The sequence below is a fragment of the Janthinobacterium sp. SUN206 genome (genome assembly GCF_030587305.1).
Lineage (GTDB): Bacteria > Pseudomonadota > Gammaproteobacteria > Burkholderiales > Burkholderiaceae_D > Janthinobacterium > Janthinobacterium kumbetense.
In genome coordinates this window covers 93374-108231 of sequence record NZ_JAPWIB010000004.1, presented here as the reverse complement: position 1 = coordinate 108231, position 14858 = coordinate 93374, and the positions used below count along the sequence as shown (strand labels likewise).

Genomic DNA, 14858 nt, shown 5'->3' with positions numbered 1-14858 from the left:
GCTGTTGAAGCCGGCGCGTATCTGATTTATTTCAAATGATCGGAGATCAGTTTCGTCATTTCAAACATGGAGACTTGGGCTTTGCCGCCGAAAACTGCTTTCAGCTTGTCGTCCGCATTGATCATGCGGCGGTTGGCCGGATCTTGCAGATCGAGTTTTTTGATGTAATCCCATACCTTTTTGGTCACTTCCGTGCGCGGCAGCGGTGCTGCGCCAACAACGGCAGCCAGATCTTTCGATGGCGTCATTGCTTTCATGAATGCTGCGTTTGGCTTGCGTGGTGTTGCCGGTGCTGCCGCTTTCTTCGCCGCTGCTGGTTTAGCTGCTGCCTTGGCTGCGGGTGCTGCTTTCTTGGCGGCTGCAGGCTTGGCTGCTGCTGCTTTGGCTGGCGCTGCTACTGGGGTTTTTTTGGCTGTTGCCATCTTCGAGCCTCCTTAACAAACACATGGGAAATTGCGCAATTAATCGCACGGCTAATATTGGTGTGGATTTACCTTGTATGCAAGTGTTTTTCACGTTTTCACGAGGAAAAAGCAGGGAAATGGCAATGCTGTCGCCCAGGCGCACCGCTTGGGAGCGCAGAACGGCGTTTTTGCCCGTAAATGGCATGGTTGCTGGCTATGCGGGGAGGGGGACTGCGGGGGAGGGAAGTAATGATGCCGGACACATGAAAATGCAATCCGGCATGATTTTATAACGGTGTTTCTTGACTTGAACTACGTCTCACGCGGCGTAAAAAAGGCCTTCAAAATCACAGCGAGCGGGGATGATTTGTGGCCGAGAAGCGCAACCGTACTGAAGTACGGTGAGCATCGCCGGCCGCAAAGCGCCCCGCGCAGCGGATTTTGAAGCCTTCCACTACCTCATGCCGGGCATCATGCCCTTCATGGAGCGCATCATCTTCATCATGCCGCCACCCGACAATTTCTTCATCATCGTCTGCATTTGCTCGAATTGCGTCAGCATGCGGTTCACTTCCTGCACTTGCACGCCGGCGCCGGCGGCGATGCGGCGCTTGCGCGTGGCCTTGATCAGTTCAGGCTTGGCGCGTTCCTGCGGCGTCATGGAGTCGATGATGCCGCACATGCGGCGTACCTGTTTGTCGGCTTGATCCATGTTCTTGCCGCCTGCCGCCTGCTGGAACTGGGCCGGCAGCTTGTCCATCAGGTTGGCCATGCCGCCCATTTTCTTCATTTGACCCAGTTGCGCCTTGAAGTCGTTCATGTCGAACTTGCCGCCGACCTTGATTTTTTGCGCCAGGTCGGCCGCCGCCTTGCTGTCGACGCCCTTGCGCGCCTCTTCCACCAGGGCGAGGATGTCGCCCATGCCGAGGATGCGGTTGGCCATGCGGGTCGGGTCGAACGCTTCCAGACCGTCGAGTTTTTCCGAGACGCCGGCAAACTTGATCGGTTTGCCCGTGATATGGCGCACCGACAGGGCCGCACCGCCGCGCGCGTCACCGTCGAGCTTGGTCAGCACGATACCGGTCAGCGGCAGCGCATCGTTGAAGGCTTTTGCCGTGTTGATGGCGTCCTGGCCCAGCATGGCGTCGACGACAAACAGGGTTTCGATCGGTTTCACGGCGCCGTGGACGGCGGCGATTTCGCGCATCATCTCTTCGTCGATACCGAGGCGACCCGCCGTATCGATGATCAGCACGTCGTGGTAATGCTTTTTCGCCCAGTCCAGAGCGGCCAGGGCGATATCGACGGGCTTGTCCGTGCTGGTGGACGGGAAGAAGTCGGCGCCCACCTGGGCGGTGACCGATTGCAGCTGGGCGATCGCGGCGGGACGGTAGACGTCAGCCGAGACGGTCAGCACTTTCTTCTTCTTTTCTTCCTTCAGATACTTCGCCAGCTTGCCGACGGTGGTGGTTTTACCCACACCCTGCAAACCGGCCATCAGGATGATGGCGGGCGGCTGCTGGGCAAAGCTGATCTGCGACGCTTCCGGTCCCAGGTCGGCGCCCATCAGGGCGGCCAGCTCGCGCTGCACCACGCCAACCAGGGCCTGGCCTGGCGTGAGCGAGGAAATGACATCCTCGCCCATGGCTTTTTCTTTGACTTTGGCGATGAATTCGCGCACGGCGGGCAGGGCGACGTCGGCTTCGAGCAGCGCCAGACGCACTTCGCGCAGCATGTCGGCGGTGTTCGCTTCGGTCAGGCGCGCCTCGCCGCGCATGGTCTTGACGACTTTGGCAAGCCGTTGGGTGAGATTATCTAGCATGATGAACCTGCAATGAAAAGCTTGGGAGTGGGCGGCGCAAGCCGGACGATGGGCGTCATTTTACCTTATCGCGGGTGGCTGGCGGTCCTGCGCTGCATCGTCTGGCGGTTGGCCTGCTTTTGAATTAGTTGGTATTTCTGGCAATGCCGCGATTGCATGAAAGGCATTGCACGGTTAAAATGAGAATAATTCTTATTTACATTCTCGGGCACCGCACGCCTGAGCGGAAAGGGATGCCATGTCGGCTGCCGATTTTGCACAGCAACAAGACCTGCACGCGCTCTACAGCAGCCATCACGGCTGGCTGCAGGGCTGGCTGCGGCATAAGCTGGGCAATGCGGGCGACGCGGCGGACCTGGCGCAAGACACCTTCATCAGCGTGCTGACGGCCGATTCCGCGCCGCAGATCCGCGAAGCGCGGCCTTTTTTGGCCACCATCGCGCGCCGCCTGGTGGCGCACCGCTACCGCCGGCAAGTGCTGGAAGACGCCTATCTGGAGGCGCTGGCCTGCCTGCCGCCCGATGTGGCGCCCGCGCCCGAGGAGCGGCTGCTGGCGCTGGAAGCCTTGCAGGAAATCGACCAGGCCCTCGACGGCTTGCCTGCGCCCGTGCGCACGGCGTTCTTGCTGGCGCAACTGGAAGGCCTCAGCTATGCCGAGATCGCCGCGCGCCTGAACGTGTCGGCCAGCTCGGTCAAGCAATATCTGACGCGGGCCAACCGCCAGGTGTTTTTCTCCCTGCCAGCATGAGCACGGTGGCAGAACCCGCAGCCGCGGCAGCCATCCGCGCAGAGGTGCAGCAGCAGGCGGCCGAGTGGCTGACGGTGCTGATGTCGGAGCAGGCCAGCAAGGCGGAACACGCCGCCTGGCAGCGCTGGCGCGGGGCCGACCCGGAACACGAACGGGCCTGGCAGCATATCGAAGCGGTGTCGCAGCGTTTCAACGGCTTGCACCGCGGCGCGGCCGCGCAGGCGCTGGCCGGTACGCAGCGACAAGCCGTCAACGGCAAGCGGCGCCAGGTGCTGGCGTGGCTGGGCGTGGCGGCCGGCGGCGGCATGCTGGCCGCGCAGACGGGCGTCTGGGATGGCGTGCGCGCCCTGCGTGCCGACTACCGCACGGCCACGGGCGAGCGGCGCGTGGTGGCGCTGGCCGACGGCAGCGTGCTCAGCCTGAATACGGGATCGGCCGTGAACGTGCGTTTCGACGCCAGCCGCCGCCTGATCGAGTTGCTGGCCGGCGAGGTCCTCGTCACCAGCGGTCATGGCGCCGGCAGCGACGCCCCGCTGGAAGTGGCCACGCGCGAAGGCCGGGTGCGCGCGCTGGGCACGCGCTTTGCCGTGCGCCAGCAGGATGGCTACAGCACCGTGGACGTGTTTGAACGCGCCGTTGAAATCCGTCCCCGCGACGATGTCGGCGCGCCCTTGTTGCTGGCGGCCGGGCGCGGCGTGGCCTTTTCCCGCCATGCGCCGGATGCGCCGCACGCCATCGATGTACATGCGCACGCCTGGTCGCACGGGCAGCTGATCGTCGACGATGTAACCCTGGGCGATTTCCTGGCCGACCTGGCCCGCTACCGCCCCGGTGTGATTCATTGCGCGCCGGAAGTCGCCCAGCTGCGCCTGTCGGGCGTGTTCCCGCTGACCGACACCCAGCGCATCCTGAACATGCTGCCCAACTCGCTGCCCGTGCAGGTGCGCAGCCGCACGCGGTATTGGGTCAGCGTCGAACCGGCGCCATAGCCCTTGCAATAAAAAATAATGTTCAATCGGGCTGCCCGTTTTCGATTCTCGCGGCACCTGTAGTTAAGAGACTCAATATCCAGTACCCATACAAGGCGCCACGCTGCCCGGTTTCATGCCGCTGCGTGCCGCCGCCACGATCAACCCAAATGGAAGGACGCAGTGTGATGCATCTGATGTACAAGGTCTGCCGCCCGGCACAACAGCCATACCCAGGAGCGCCGCGATGGTGAAATCGGCCCACATGATGTTGTTCTCGCGCGTGCTCGCCGCCATCTTTGGCGGCTATGCGCTCACGTCCGGCGTGGCCGTGCTGCTGTCGGCCGTGCTGCCGCTGTCGCGCGCCGAAGCCGTGCTGACGGCGACCCTGAGTGCCTTCGTCGTCTACACTTGCGCCGTGATCTGGGTCTTTGCCGTGCAAGACCTGCGCCGCGCCTGGCTCGGCATGCTGCTGCCGGCCATCGTCTGCGGCGGCATCGGCATGCTGCTGTCGCGAGGTGCCGCATGAACGCCGTCAAGGCAAGCAAAGTGGTGAAAACGCCGCAGCAGGGCGGTTTGCGTCAGGCCATGGCATGGCTGCATACGTGGAGCGGCCTGTGGATTTCCTGGCTGCTGTTCGCCATATTCCTGACCGGTTCCCTGGCCGTCTTTGATGACCCGATCGGCCACTGGATGACGCCCGAGCACGCTTTGGCCGAGGCGGCGCACGCGAACGATCCGCCGCTGCCGAAGGTCACGGACCGCGCGCACCGCCTGGAGCTGGCGCTCGACTTCATGGGGAAGGAACACCCGAAGGCGGACATGTGGGAAATCTGGCCCGTGCAGCGTCCCGGCCAGGGCCTGTCCGCCTACTGGTTCCAGCCCAGCGGCGGCTATGGCTCGGCGGACCTCGATCCGTTGACGGGCGCCGTCATCGAGCCTGCGCGCGAGGCAACGGAACGGGAAACCATCGGCGGCCACCATTTCGTCGATTTCCACTACGAACTGCACGCGGGCCGCATCGGCGTGTGGATCGTCGCCATCACCACCATGATCATGCTGGTGGCGCTGGTGAGCGGCGTGATCACGCACAAGCGCATCTTCAAGGATTTCTTCACCTTCCGCCCGGCCAAGGGCCAGCGCTCGTGGCTCGACGCGCACAACGCGGTGGCCGTGCTGACGTTGCCGTTCCAGTTCATGATCGCCTACACGGGCCTGGCATTCTTCAGCGACGACTATGTGCCGGCCCCCGTGGCGGCGCAATACGGCATGGACAATCCCAAGAAAGCCTTCCTGGCCGACTGGAACGATGCGGGCAAGCCTGCGCGGTCGGGCCAGCCGCTGGCCATTCCCGCGCTGGAATCGTTCGCGCTGCGCGCCGAACAGGCCATCGGCCAGGAAATCCGCGCCGTGGTGCTGGACAATCCGAACGATGCCTCCATGCGCGTGTGCATGTACGGCTGGAATGAGGACACGGAACTGCTCACGCGCCTCAGCGCCAATTCGGGCAGGGCCTGTTATGTGCTGGCCACGGGAGAACAGGTCGCCGTGCGCCTGCCGGGCAAGTCGGACACGGGCGGCGCGGGCCTGACGCGCTCCGTCATGTCGAACCTGCACATGGTCGGCTTCGGCGGCACTCCCATGCGCTGGCTGTATTTCTTCTGCGGCCTGGCCGGCACGGCCATGATGGGCACGGGCGCCATCCTGTTCATGGTCAAGCGCCGCCAGAAGTCCGGCGGCGAGTTCGGCGCCTACACGCAGCGCGTGTACCGCGTCATCGCATGCCTGAACGTGGCGGCGATCGCCGGCCTGGCGATCGCCTGCGTGGGCTTCCTGTGGGCCAACCGCTTGATCCCCGTCGGCATCGAGCAGCGTGCCGGCTGGGAAGTGCGCGCCTTCTTTGGCGTCTGGTTCCTGATGCTGGTGCACGCCTGCCTGCGCGCGGAAAAACGCGCGTGGATCGAGCAATTGGGCTTGCTGGCGGCCCTGTGCCTGCTGCTGCCCATCCTGAATGTCCTGAGCACGGGCGACAACCTGGCGGCGCAGATTGCGCGCGGCGACTGGGAAAGCGCGGGCGTGGAACTGGGCAGCATGGCCTTCAGCCTGCTGGCCGCCTGGGGCGCGTGGAAAGTCCACAAGCGCAAGGAAAAGCCGGTGAAAAAGGCTGCCGCCAGGGAAAGCGCTGCGCCCTCTGCCAGCCTGCAAGTCAATACGGAGGGACAGTCATGATCAATACCATCCTGTGCGCGCTGGGCCTGTCGTATGCGGGCATGGCCAGCCTGTCCCTGGCGATGGACCGCCACCATGGCCAGGTCTGGGGCAGGGACGCGGCGCCGAACGTGCGGCGCGCGCTGCAGCTGGCTGGCGCGCTGTTGCTGGCGCTGGCCATCTGGCCTTGCGTGGCCGGCTGGAGCGCCACCGTCGGCGTAGTCGCCTGGCTCGGATTCATCGGGGTGGGCGCGCTGCTGGTGGCCCTGCTGCTGCCGTATGCCCCCCGCTTGCTGTTTCGTAGTTCCCTGCTGGCAGCCGTCGCCGCGCTGGCAGGTCTTGTGACGTTCCTGCGGTGATCTTCACCGCCATTTTCAAGGATAGACCGATGTACTTTTCACGCCTGGCGACACCGTTTGACGTTTGTAATTTCGTTTTGACTTCATCCAAGGCGGCTGCCTGATGGCGGCCCGCCTGCCTTCCCGCCGTACCCGTATCCTGGGCGGCGTGGTCTTGCTGGCGCTGTTCGGCGCCGGCGCACTGTGGGCCACGCGCGGCCCGGCAACCGTGTTCGACACGGCCCCCGTCAAGCGCGGCAATATCGAGGCCAGCGTCACGGCCATCGGCACCCTGCAGCCGCAAACCTATGTCGACGTGGGCGCGCAGGTGTCGGGCCAGATCACGCGCCTGCACGTGCAGCCCGGCAGCGCCGTGGAAAAAGGCCAGTTGCTGGCCGAGATCGACCCCAGCGTACAGCAAGCCACGGTCGATGCGGGCCGCGCCGCCCTGGCGGGCTTGCGCGCGCAGCTGGCCGACCAGCAGGCGCAGCACCGCCTGGCGGGCCAGCAGCACGTGCGCCAGAAGCAGATGGCCAAGTTCGATTCCACGCCGCTGGCCGACCTGGAAACGGCCGAAGCCACGCTGGCCTCGGCCGGCGCCAAGATCGACCACCTGAAGGCGCAGATCGACCAGACCCAGGCCAGCCTGAAGGCGGACGAGGCGCGCCTCGGCTATACGCGCATCTACGCGCCCATGGCCGGCAAGGTGGTGGGCCTGGACGCGAAGGAAGGACAAACCCTGAACGCCACGTACCAGACGCCGAATATTCTGCGCATCGCCGACCTGTCGGCCATGACCGTGTGGACGGAAGTGTCGGAAGCGGATGTGCGCCGCGTGCGTCCGGACATGCCCGTGTATTTCACCACCCTGGGCGGCGACCAGCGGCGCTGGAGCGGCAAGGTGCGGCAAGTGCTGCCGGCGCCGCCGGTGCCAGGCGGTTCTTCCGCCGGCACGGCCCTGGCGCCGTCGACCAGCAAGGTGATTTTATATACGGTGCTGTTCGACGTGGATAACGCCGATGGCGAATTGATGCCGCAGATGACGGCGCAAGTGGTGTTTGTCACGGCCGCGGCGAACAATGTGCTGGCCGTGCCCTTGCCGGCCCTGAAACCATCGAAGGAAGAGGGTGCCAAGCCGGGGCAGTTTACGGCCCGCGTGATGGATGCGGACGGCAAGGTCGATACGCGCACCGTCACCGTGGGCGTGCGCAACCGCCTCAGCGCGGAAGTGCTGCAAGGCTTGCGCGAAGGCGAATTGCTGGTCACGGGCGAGCAGCCGGCCGGCAGCGGCAGCAGCAGGTTCCAGCTGTGAGCGCCATGAGCGAGGCCAGGTCGCTGGGGCAGCCAGGGGAACCTGGCCAGCCGGTTCCCCTGATTGAACTGCAGGGCATCCGCAAGCGCTACGGCGGCCATGACGGCGCGCCGGCCGTGGAAGTGCTGCGCGGCCTGACCTTGTCGATCGGCGCCGGCGAATTCGTCGCCATCGTCGGCGCGTCCGGTTCCGGCAAGTCGACCCTGATGCATTTGCTGGGATGCCTGGACCGGCCCAGTGACGGGACCTACCGCTTCGCCGGCCAGGACGTGGCAAGCCTGAATCCCGATGAACTGGCGTGGCTGCGGCGCGAAGCGTTCGGCTTCGTCTTCCAGGGTTATCACCTGATCGCCACCGAATCGGCGCGCGAAAACGTGGAAGTGCCGGCCCTGTACGCGGGCATGCCTGCCGCGGCCCGCCACGCTCGCTCGGAAGCGCTGCTCAAGCGCCTGGGCCTGGGCGAGCGGCTCGACCACCGGCCAAACCAGTTGTCCGGCGGGCAGCAGCAGCGCGTGTCGATCGCCCGCGCCCTGATGAACGGCGGGCGCATCATCCTCGCCGATGAACCGACGGGGGCGCTCGATAGCAGCAGCGGCGCCGAAGTCATGGCCCTGCTGGGCGAACTGGCCGACGCGGGCCACACCATCGTCCTGATTACGCATGACCGCAAGGTGGCGGCCCAGGCGCGCCGGGTGATCGAGATCAGCGATGGCGAAATCGTCGCAGACTCGGGCGCCATCGCCATTCCATCCACGTCGACGGCCCTGCCGCCGCTGGACATGTCGCGCGCCGCCCACGATACGGGCGCTTCGCTGGGCACGGAATTGCTCGACGCGGCGCGCGCCGCCTGGCGCGTGCTGTGGATCAACCGCTTCCGCACGGGCCTGACCCTGCTTGGCATCGTCATCGGCGTCGCTTCCGTGATCGTCATGCTGGCCATCGGCCTGGGCACGCGCCAGCAGGTGATGGCGCAGCTGGGCGCGTTCGGCTCGAATCTGCTGTACATGGCGTCGCGCGGCGAAAGCTCGCGCATCCCCGGGCGCAGCATCACCCTGGCCGACCTCGATGCGCTCAAGGACGTGCCGGGCATCACCCACGTGCTGCCGAATGTCACGGGCAACAAGGTGATCCGCCATGGCAACCTCGACGTGCAGACCTATGTGCGCGGCACGGGGCCGGCCCTGCCGCAGATCCAGACCTGGCCGGTGGCCAAGGGCGGCTTCTTTACCGAGGAGGACGAGCGCGAGATGGCCACCGTGGCCGTGCTGGGCGCGCACCTGGCGGAAAAGCTGATGCCCGACGTGGCCAATCCCGTGGGGCAGAGCATCCTGATCGGCAATGTGCCGTTCCAGGTGATCGGCGTGATGAGCGCGAAGGGCGCGCTGACGGGCGAGAAGGATGAAGACGACGTGCTGTTGCTGCCGTTTTCCACGGCCGGCATCCGCGTCTTCGGCCAGCGCGAGCCGACGTACACGGTGATGGCGGTGGCTGACGTCAAGCGCGTGACGGAGGTGGAGGCGGCGGTTGACGCCACCATGTTCGAGCGCCACCGCATCCGCGACTACGGCATCAGCAACGCGGCCGCGTCGATTGCCGCCGAAGCGAAGACGCAGGACAACATGACCGTGATGCTCAGCCTGATCGCCGCAGTCTCCCTGGTGGTGGGCGGCATCGGCGTCATGAACGTGATGCTGATGACGGTGCGCGAGCGCACGCGCGAAATCGGCATCCGCATGGCGACGGGCGCGCGCCGGCGCGACATTCTGCGCCAGTTCCTCACCGAAGCCGTGCTGGTGTCGGTGGTGGGCGGCGTGGCCGGCATCGTGGTCGGCGTGACGGTGGCCGGCTTGCTGCTGGTATGGGACGTGCCGGTGATCTTTTCGCTCAGCGCCGTCGGCGGCGCCTTTGCCTGCGCCGTGGTGACGGGGCTGGTGTTTGGCTTCATGCCGGCGCGAAAGGCGTCGGGACTCGATCCGGTGGTGGCGCTGGCGGGGCAGTAGTGACAATGCCGGCAGCGTGGCTGCCGGCAAAAAAAATGTTGCCCTGGCTCCAACACACGGTACTATCTCCTCATAATAAAAGCGCCGTGTTTTATGCCCTTGCGGGCACACACCAACCACCACAGGAGAACCCGATGCAGAAAAAATCAACCTTGAAGACCGGTATTGCCGCCGCCCTCATGCTGGCCTTCGGCATGGGCGCTGGCCAGGCACAGGCGCAGGAAGTCGTGCGCCTGGGCAATTTGAAGTTCGCCCATTACGGCGCCGTGTCGTACATCAAGGAAATCGCGCCCAAATGCGGCATCAAGGTCGAAGAGCATGTCTTCGCCAAGGGCCTCGACGTGATGCAGGCGATTATCGCGGGCGAGCTGGACGTGGGGGCGACGGCCTCCGAGGCGGCCATTTCCGGCCGCGCAGGCGGCGCACCCATCTATGTGGTGGCAGGCTTTGCCAAGGGCGGCGCGCGCCTGGTGGCGGGCGCCGGGCAAAAGATCGCCAGCGTCAAGGAACTCAAGGGCAAGCGCGTGGGCGTGACGCGCGGCGGCATCCAGGAAGTGCTGCTGCTGGCCGAGCTGTCGCAGGCGGGCCTGACGTATTCCGAAACCAAGGGCAAGGATGTGCAACTGGTGTTCCTGGCTTACGCCGACTTGAACCAGGCGCTGATGGGCAAGAATATCGACGCCATGATGCAGTCGGAGCCGCAATCGTCGCAGGCCATCAACAAGGGTTTCGGCACCGAAGTCATCAAGCCGTACGACACGCCGATCGGCGAACCCGTGCGCACCATGGTGATGACGGAAAAGTTTTACAAGGAACGCCGTCCCGTGGCGGAAAAATTCATGCGCTGCTTCGTCGAAGCCACCAAGGCCTTTATCGACAACAAGGCGACGGCGGAAAAGTATGTGCGCGAAGTGGTGTTCCGCGGCCAGATCACGAAGGATGACTTCGACGACGCGATCAGCAATTCGCCGTATTCGTATGACATCTCGCCCGAACACATCCAGATCACGACGGACGTGATGGTGAAAACGGGCGTGGGCCGCATGACGAAGCCGCCCGTGGCCAGGGACTGGGTCAAGACGGACTTGCTGGAGCAGGCGAAAAAGAGCCTGAATGTGAAGTAAATCAGGAAACCATGAAAAAAACCTCCGCGCCAGTGCTGGTGCGGAGCTTGTGGCGGGTTGCCTTTAGCGGGCGTTGAAACCCATCCAGCCTTTCTCCGTCTGGCGGAAGCTCAGCGTGTAGATGCGGGTCAGCTCGTCGCCTTTCTTGAGCTGGCGGCTGATGATGGCGCCGTAATTGTCTTGCACGATCTGGTCCGACCACTGCATCAGGTTCTCGAAACGTTCGGCCGTCATCGCCGCCTGGCGCGCCAGCAGCGGCGCGGGAATCGCCTTTTTTTCCTGCTGCTGCGCCCAGAATTCGCGGAAAACCTTGTTTTCACCGCCCATGCCGCGCGCCATCAGGCCCAGGCCCATGGTCATGCCCACGGAGCCATCCGTCTTCGCCTCTGTTTCGAGCCTGTCGGCCACGTCGGCCAGCAATTCCAGGTAGCCCACCTTGGCGCGCAGCACGGCCGAGCCCTTGATTTCGTACTGTTCGTTCTCTTTCCAGCCATTGAGCTTTTCCAGCTTCGCGATGTCGAAGTACTGTTTGTACAGATCATAGCTTTGGATGGACGTACGGAAGTATTCCTCGTACGTGGATTGGGAAGGTGCATCTTTCATGCAGCCGCCTAATATAGTACAGGCGGCCAGCAAGAGACAGGTCCAGGACAATTTTAGAAAAGACATGGCGGGGGGGCGGTGGCGTCAGGGTGGATAAATATTGCTTTGTGGACATAATTATAGGACTGGCTAATCAGGATGGCAACGTACCCGCAGCGCGGTGACAGTGTGCCGCAGGAAAGATTGCCGAAATCTTGAGGGTGCGCCACCCCGTCATGCCTCAGGCGCGATATCATGGCAGGCTTGCGGCATTGGATGACGGCGTCGTGCCTGTCACCCGGGCTGTCGCCTGAATCGCGCTTGTCGGCTATGGTGTAAACTTAAACTATGCAGATCTATTTCTTTTTCATCGCCGCCCTGTTGTATGCGGTGTGCGCGGTGCTTCCCTCGTCCCGTGCCCGGCTTATTGCCGGCCTGACCGGCGTCGCCTGGCTGGCGCACGCCGCCACCCTGTGGTTCGACCTGATGGCGCCGGGTACCTTGCGCTTCGGTTTTTCCGCCATGCTGTCGGCCGCGCTGTGGGTCTCGGTGGGCGCTTACTGGATAGAGAACCGCAATTTCAGTCTGGACGGCTTGCGCCGCATGGTCATGCCCAGCGCCGTCCTCGCCATCGGCCTGGCCTGGGCCTTTCCCGGCAGCCAGGTCAGCATGGAAGGCAAGTCGGCCGTCTTCGGCTGGCATATTGCCGTGGCCGTGCTCGCCTACAGCACCCTGACGATTGCCGCCTTTCACGCCGTGCTGATGGCGCTGCAGGAATCGCGTTTGCACACGCGCAGCGAAAGCCGCGGCTTCATCGGCACGGCGCTGGACCAGCTGCCAGCCCTGCTGACGATGGAAAAGTTGCTGTTCCGCATGATCGGCCTGGGGTTTATTTTGCTCAGCCTGACCGTGCTGTCGGGCATCGTGTTTTCCGAGCAATTATTTGGCAAGGCGCTCAACTGGGATCATAAATCCGTGTTTACCATGCTGTCGTGGCTGCTGTTTGCCTCGCTGCTGGCTGGCCGCCGCTTCCGCGGCTGGCGCGGCAAGACGGCCCTGAGTTTTACCCTGGCCGGTTTCGCCACCTTGCTGCTGGCTTATGTCGGCAGCCGTTTTGTACTGGAAGTGGTTTTACACCGAGGATTCGCATGACACGTGTTTTATTCTGGCTGGCGCTGGTGTTCCTGGTGCTGTTCGCTATCCGCAGCAAGATCCGTGGCATGCAGCAGCGGGCCCGCGCGCAACAGCAGCAGCGGCCGAATCCGTTTACGCCGCCGGTGCGGCCGCAGGAATTGCCGGATGCCGAGCTGATGCTCTGCTGCGCCCATTGCGGCGTGTACTACCCGGCCTCGGAAAACGTGCAGGCCAAGGGCCACGACTACTGCAGCCACGCGCACGCCACGCTGTAAGGGGCGGTCCGCAGGCGCGCGTGCGTTGCTCATCCGTATCGTAACGTCCTCCGGCATCCGTCCGGCGTAGCATCTGCAGCAGGCGGTTCGTCGCCGCCATTGCAGAAAGGCGCGCTCACCATGTCCCATCCCAGCCCTCGCTCCATCCCGCCGACCGCCGACGGCATGCCGCCGGCGCCGCAACTGAGCGGCAACTCGCTGCCCATGCAGGCGCTGCGCGCGCAGATCGGCCGCATCGCCCGCTGTGGCGCGCCGGTGGCCATCCGCGGCGAATCGGGCACGGGCAAGGAGCTGGCGGCGCGCGCCATCCATGCGCAGGGCGCGCGCGCCAGTTTTCCGTTTATCGCCGTCAACTGCGGCGCCATTCCCGAAGCGCTGATGGAAGCGGAATTCTTCGGCTGCCGTCCGGGCGCCTATACGGGTGCGCTGCACGAGCGCCAGGGCTTGTTCCAGGCGGCCCACGGCGGCAGCTTGCTGCTCGACGAAGTCGACGATCTGCCGCTGGCCATGCAGGTGAAACTGTTGCGCGTGCTGCAAGAGCACCGCGTGCGCAAGCTGGGCGGCAGTACTGACGAGGCCGTCGACGTGCGCATCCTGTGCGCCAGCCAGCATGGCCTGACGCGCGGCGTGGCGGCCGGGACGTTTCGCCAGGACCTGTTTTACCGCCTGAATGTGATCGAGCTGGCGCTGCCGCCGCTGCGCGAACGGCGTGGCGATCTGCAGGTATTATGTGAGGTGATCCTCGCGCGCCTGTCGCCGCGCCGGGTCGTGAGCCTGGCGCCGCCGGTGCTGGCGGCCCTGGCCGCATATGCGTTTCCCGGCAATGTGCGCGAACTGGAAAACGTGCTGGAACGGGCGCTGGCCTTTGCCGATGGCGGCGTGATCGCGCTCGATGGGCTGGCCTTGCCCTCCGCGGCGGGCAACGTGCCCTTGCGGGCGGCGCCGGCCATGCCGGCTGTGTCGGAGCGGCAACAGTGTCTGCCCGGCATGGCGGCGTATGGCGTGGCCAAGGTCTTGCCGCTGGACGTGTATTTGCGCCAGGCCGAGCGCGACATGATCATGCTGGCGCTGGTGCAGGCGCGCTACCACCGCGCACGGGCGGCGCGCCAGCTGGGCCTGAGCGTGCGCCAGTTGCGTTACCGTATGCAGAAATTGACGATACAGGAAGCCCTATTTGATGAGCGTATGGACGATAGATGAAGACGGCTGGTGCGACGGCGCGCTGCGCTATGACTCGCCGTACTGCGATGCGCGCCCGGACGGTGTGCAAGTCGATTTGCTGGTGATCCATAGCATCAGCTTGCCGGGCGGCCACTTTGGCGGGCCGCATGTGTCGGACTTGTTTACCGGCCGGGTAGATTATAATGCCGATCCTTCTTTCGCCGACCTGCGTGGCTTGCAGGTGTCGGCGCACTTTTTTGTGCGGCGCGATGGTGCGCTGTTGCAATATGTTTCTACTGATCAACGTGCCTGGCATGCGGGCGCGTCCACCTTCGAAGGACGCCCGCAGTGCAATGGCTATTCCATCGGTATCGAAATGGAAGGCGCGGACGATGTGCCTTTCCAGCGGCGGCAATACCATGTCCTGGCGGCACTGACGGCGGCACTGGTGGCGCGCCACGGGCTGTCGCAGGTGCGCGGCCACGAGCATATCGCGCCGGGAAGGAAGACGGATCCGGGGCCGTTTTTTGACTGGCATTTTTACCAAGAATGCTGGCTGGAAACCCTGCGCGGACAAGCTGCGTTAGCGCTTACTTCGCGGGGATTGGGCTTTCCATCCATGCCCTGAAAAGTCAACCGAAATCGTATAAGAAAAGACAAAAAATTACGCGGACGGATGCCGGAAAACTATTGCATCGCCCTCCGATGGGCACTACAATTAGTACAGAAGTTGGATGTAAAGACTATATGTAGTGCCATCACAGACGTTTTCAGAATTATTG

At 64.2% G+C, this 14858-nt stretch carries 15 protein-coding genes; 12 read left to right on the top strand and 3 right to left on the bottom strand.

All coding sequences use genetic code 11. The features are described from left to right. Positions 1 to 26: 26 nt before the first annotated feature. Both O3300_RS21140 and ffh read right to left on the bottom strand, forming a co-directional pair. Positions 27 to 422 (bottom strand): SWIB/MDM2 domain-containing protein, encoded by a 396-nt coding sequence (locus tag O3300_RS21140; RefSeq protein ID WP_071650146.1) that lies wholly within the window; start codon positions 420 to 422, stop codon positions 27 to 29. Positions 423 to 858: 436 nt separating this feature from the next. Then, positions 859 to 2226: a signal recognition particle protein gene (ffh, locus tag O3300_RS21135; RefSeq protein ID WP_034746567.1), complete on the bottom strand. Its 1368-nt coding sequence runs from the start codon at positions 2224 to 2226 to the stop codon at positions 859 to 861. Between the two features lie 238 nt (positions 2227 to 2464). Between ffh and O3300_RS21130 the strand changes: the two genes are divergently transcribed. The 8 genes from O3300_RS21130 (at position 2465) to O3300_RS21095 (ending at position 10924) form a co-directional block, all read left to right on the top strand. Then, positions 2465 to 2974, top strand: coding sequence for a sigma-70 family RNA polymerase sigma factor (locus O3300_RS21130; RefSeq protein WP_099666508.1), 510 nt, complete (start codon positions 2465 to 2467; stop codon positions 2972 to 2974). Further along, positions 2971 to 3963: a FecR domain-containing protein gene (locus O3300_RS21125; RefSeq protein WP_369812310.1), complete on the top strand. Its 993-nt coding sequence runs from the start codon at positions 2971 to 2973 to the stop codon at positions 3961 to 3963. The genes O3300_RS21130 and O3300_RS21125 overlap by 4 nt, the downstream gene beginning before the upstream one ends. A 226-nt stretch (positions 3964 to 4189) precedes the next feature. Further along, positions 4190 to 4471, top strand: coding sequence for a hypothetical protein (locus O3300_RS21120; RefSeq protein ID WP_305054023.1), 282 nt, complete (start codon positions 4190 to 4192; stop codon positions 4469 to 4471). Further along, complete coding sequence (locus O3300_RS21115) at positions 4468 to 6171, top strand: PepSY domain-containing protein (RefSeq protein WP_305054022.1); 1704 nt, start codon at positions 4468 to 4470, stop codon at positions 6169 to 6171. Before O3300_RS21120 ends, O3300_RS21115 begins: the two co-directional genes overlap by 4 nt. Next, positions 6168 to 6509 carry a DUF3325 domain-containing protein gene (locus tag O3300_RS21110; protein WP_289900285.1) on the top strand — a complete coding sequence of 114 codons (342 nt, stop codon included), beginning with the start codon at positions 6168 to 6170 and terminating at the stop codon, positions 6507 to 6509. The genes O3300_RS21115 and O3300_RS21110 overlap by 4 nt, the downstream gene beginning before the upstream one ends. A gap of 103 nt (positions 6510 to 6612) precedes the next feature. Further along, on the top strand, positions 6613 to 7800 hold the full coding sequence (locus tag O3300_RS21105) for an efflux RND transporter periplasmic adaptor subunit (protein ID WP_305054021.1): 1188 nt from the start codon (positions 6613 to 6615) through the stop codon (positions 7798 to 7800). Positions 7801 to 7805: 5 nt separating this feature from the next. After that, positions 7806 to 9800: a MacB family efflux pump subunit gene (locus O3300_RS21100; protein WP_305054020.1), complete on the top strand. Its 1995-nt coding sequence runs from the start codon at positions 7806 to 7808 to the stop codon at positions 9798 to 9800. Positions 9801 to 9934: 134 nt separating this feature from the next. Continuing rightward, entirely contained in the window at positions 9935 to 10924 is a 990-nt protein-coding gene (locus tag O3300_RS21095) for an ABC transporter substrate-binding protein (RefSeq protein ID WP_369812309.1), read from the top strand. Positions 10925 to 10987: 63 nt separating this feature from the next. Here O3300_RS21095 and O3300_RS21090 read toward each other — a convergent pair whose 3' ends face one another. Beyond that, the gene (locus O3300_RS21090) at positions 10988 to 11527 is read right to left on the bottom strand and encodes a hypothetical protein (protein WP_099666515.1); all 540 of its coding nucleotides are present in this window, start codon (positions 11525 to 11527) and stop codon (positions 10988 to 10990) included. 327 nt (positions 11528 to 11854) lie between these two features. On the opposite strand from O3300_RS21090, the gene O3300_RS21085 reads away from it, so the two are divergent. The 4 genes from O3300_RS21085 to ampD all read left to right on the top strand — a co-directional run bounded on the left by O3300_RS21085 (position 11855) and on the right by ampD (position 14704). Beyond that, positions 11855 to 12658, top strand: coding sequence for an inner membrane protein YpjD (locus tag O3300_RS21085; RefSeq protein ID WP_099376527.1), 804 nt, complete (start codon positions 11855 to 11857; stop codon positions 12656 to 12658). Further along, a complete protein-coding gene (locus O3300_RS21080) occupies positions 12655 to 12915 on the top strand; it encodes a PP0621 family protein (RefSeq protein ID WP_077408507.1) in 261 nt (86 codons plus the stop codon). Before O3300_RS21085 ends, O3300_RS21080 begins: the two co-directional genes overlap by 4 nt. A 120-nt stretch (positions 12916 to 13035) precedes the next feature. Next, positions 13036 to 14115 (top strand): sigma 54-interacting transcriptional regulator, encoded by a 1080-nt coding sequence (locus tag O3300_RS21075; RefSeq protein ID WP_369812308.1) that lies wholly within the window; start codon positions 13036 to 13038, stop codon positions 14113 to 14115. Further along, a complete protein-coding gene (gene ampD / locus O3300_RS21070) occupies positions 14093 to 14704 on the top strand; it encodes a 1,6-anhydro-N-acetylmuramyl-L-alanine amidase AmpD (protein ID WP_305054019.1) in 612 nt (203 codons plus the stop codon). The genes O3300_RS21075 and ampD overlap by 23 nt, the downstream gene beginning before the upstream one ends. The last annotated feature ends 154 nt before the right edge of the window (positions 14705 to 14858 follow it).

Coding starts and splice junctions, on each gene's coding strand:
- O3300_RS21140 (WP_071650146.1), bottom strand. CDS start 422: ATGGCAACAGCCAAAAAAACCCCAGTAGCAGCGCCAGCCAAAGCAGCA.
- ffh (WP_034746567.1), bottom strand. CDS start 2,226: ATGCTAGATAATCTCACCCAACGGCTTGCCAAAGTCGTCAAGACCATG.
- O3300_RS21130 (WP_099666508.1), top strand. CDS start 2,465: ATGTCGGCTGCCGATTTTGCACAGCAACAAGACCTGCACGCGCTCTAC.
- O3300_RS21125 (WP_369812310.1), top strand. CDS start 2,971: ATGAGCACGGTGGCAGAACCCGCAGCCGCGGCAGCCATCCGCGCAGAG.
- O3300_RS21120 (WP_305054023.1), top strand. CDS start 4,190: ATGGTGAAATCGGCCCACATGATGTTGTTCTCGCGCGTGCTCGCCGCC.
- O3300_RS21115 (WP_305054022.1), top strand. CDS start 4,468: ATGAACGCCGTCAAGGCAAGCAAAGTGGTGAAAACGCCGCAGCAGGGC.
- O3300_RS21110 (WP_289900285.1), top strand. CDS start 6,168: ATGATCAATACCATCCTGTGCGCGCTGGGCCTGTCGTATGCGGGCATG.
- O3300_RS21105 (WP_305054021.1), top strand. CDS start 6,613: ATGGCGGCCCGCCTGCCTTCCCGCCGTACCCGTATCCTGGGCGGCGTG.
- O3300_RS21100 (WP_305054020.1), top strand. CDS start 7,806: ATGAGCGAGGCCAGGTCGCTGGGGCAGCCAGGGGAACCTGGCCAGCCG.
- O3300_RS21095 (WP_369812309.1), top strand. CDS start 9,935: ATGCAGAAAAAATCAACCTTGAAGACCGGTATTGCCGCCGCCCTCATG.
- O3300_RS21090 (WP_099666515.1), bottom strand. CDS start 11,527: ATGAAAGATGCACCTTCCCAATCCACGTACGAGGAATACTTCCGTACG.
- O3300_RS21085 (WP_099376527.1), top strand. CDS start 11,855: ATGCAGATCTATTTCTTTTTCATCGCCGCCCTGTTGTATGCGGTGTGC.
- O3300_RS21080 (WP_077408507.1), top strand. CDS start 12,655: ATGACACGTGTTTTATTCTGGCTGGCGCTGGTGTTCCTGGTGCTGTTC.
- O3300_RS21075 (WP_369812308.1), top strand. CDS start 13,036: ATGTCCCATCCCAGCCCTCGCTCCATCCCGCCGACCGCCGACGGCATG.
- ampD (WP_305054019.1), top strand. CDS start 14,093: ATGAGCGTATGGACGATAGATGAAGACGGCTGGTGCGACGGCGCGCTG.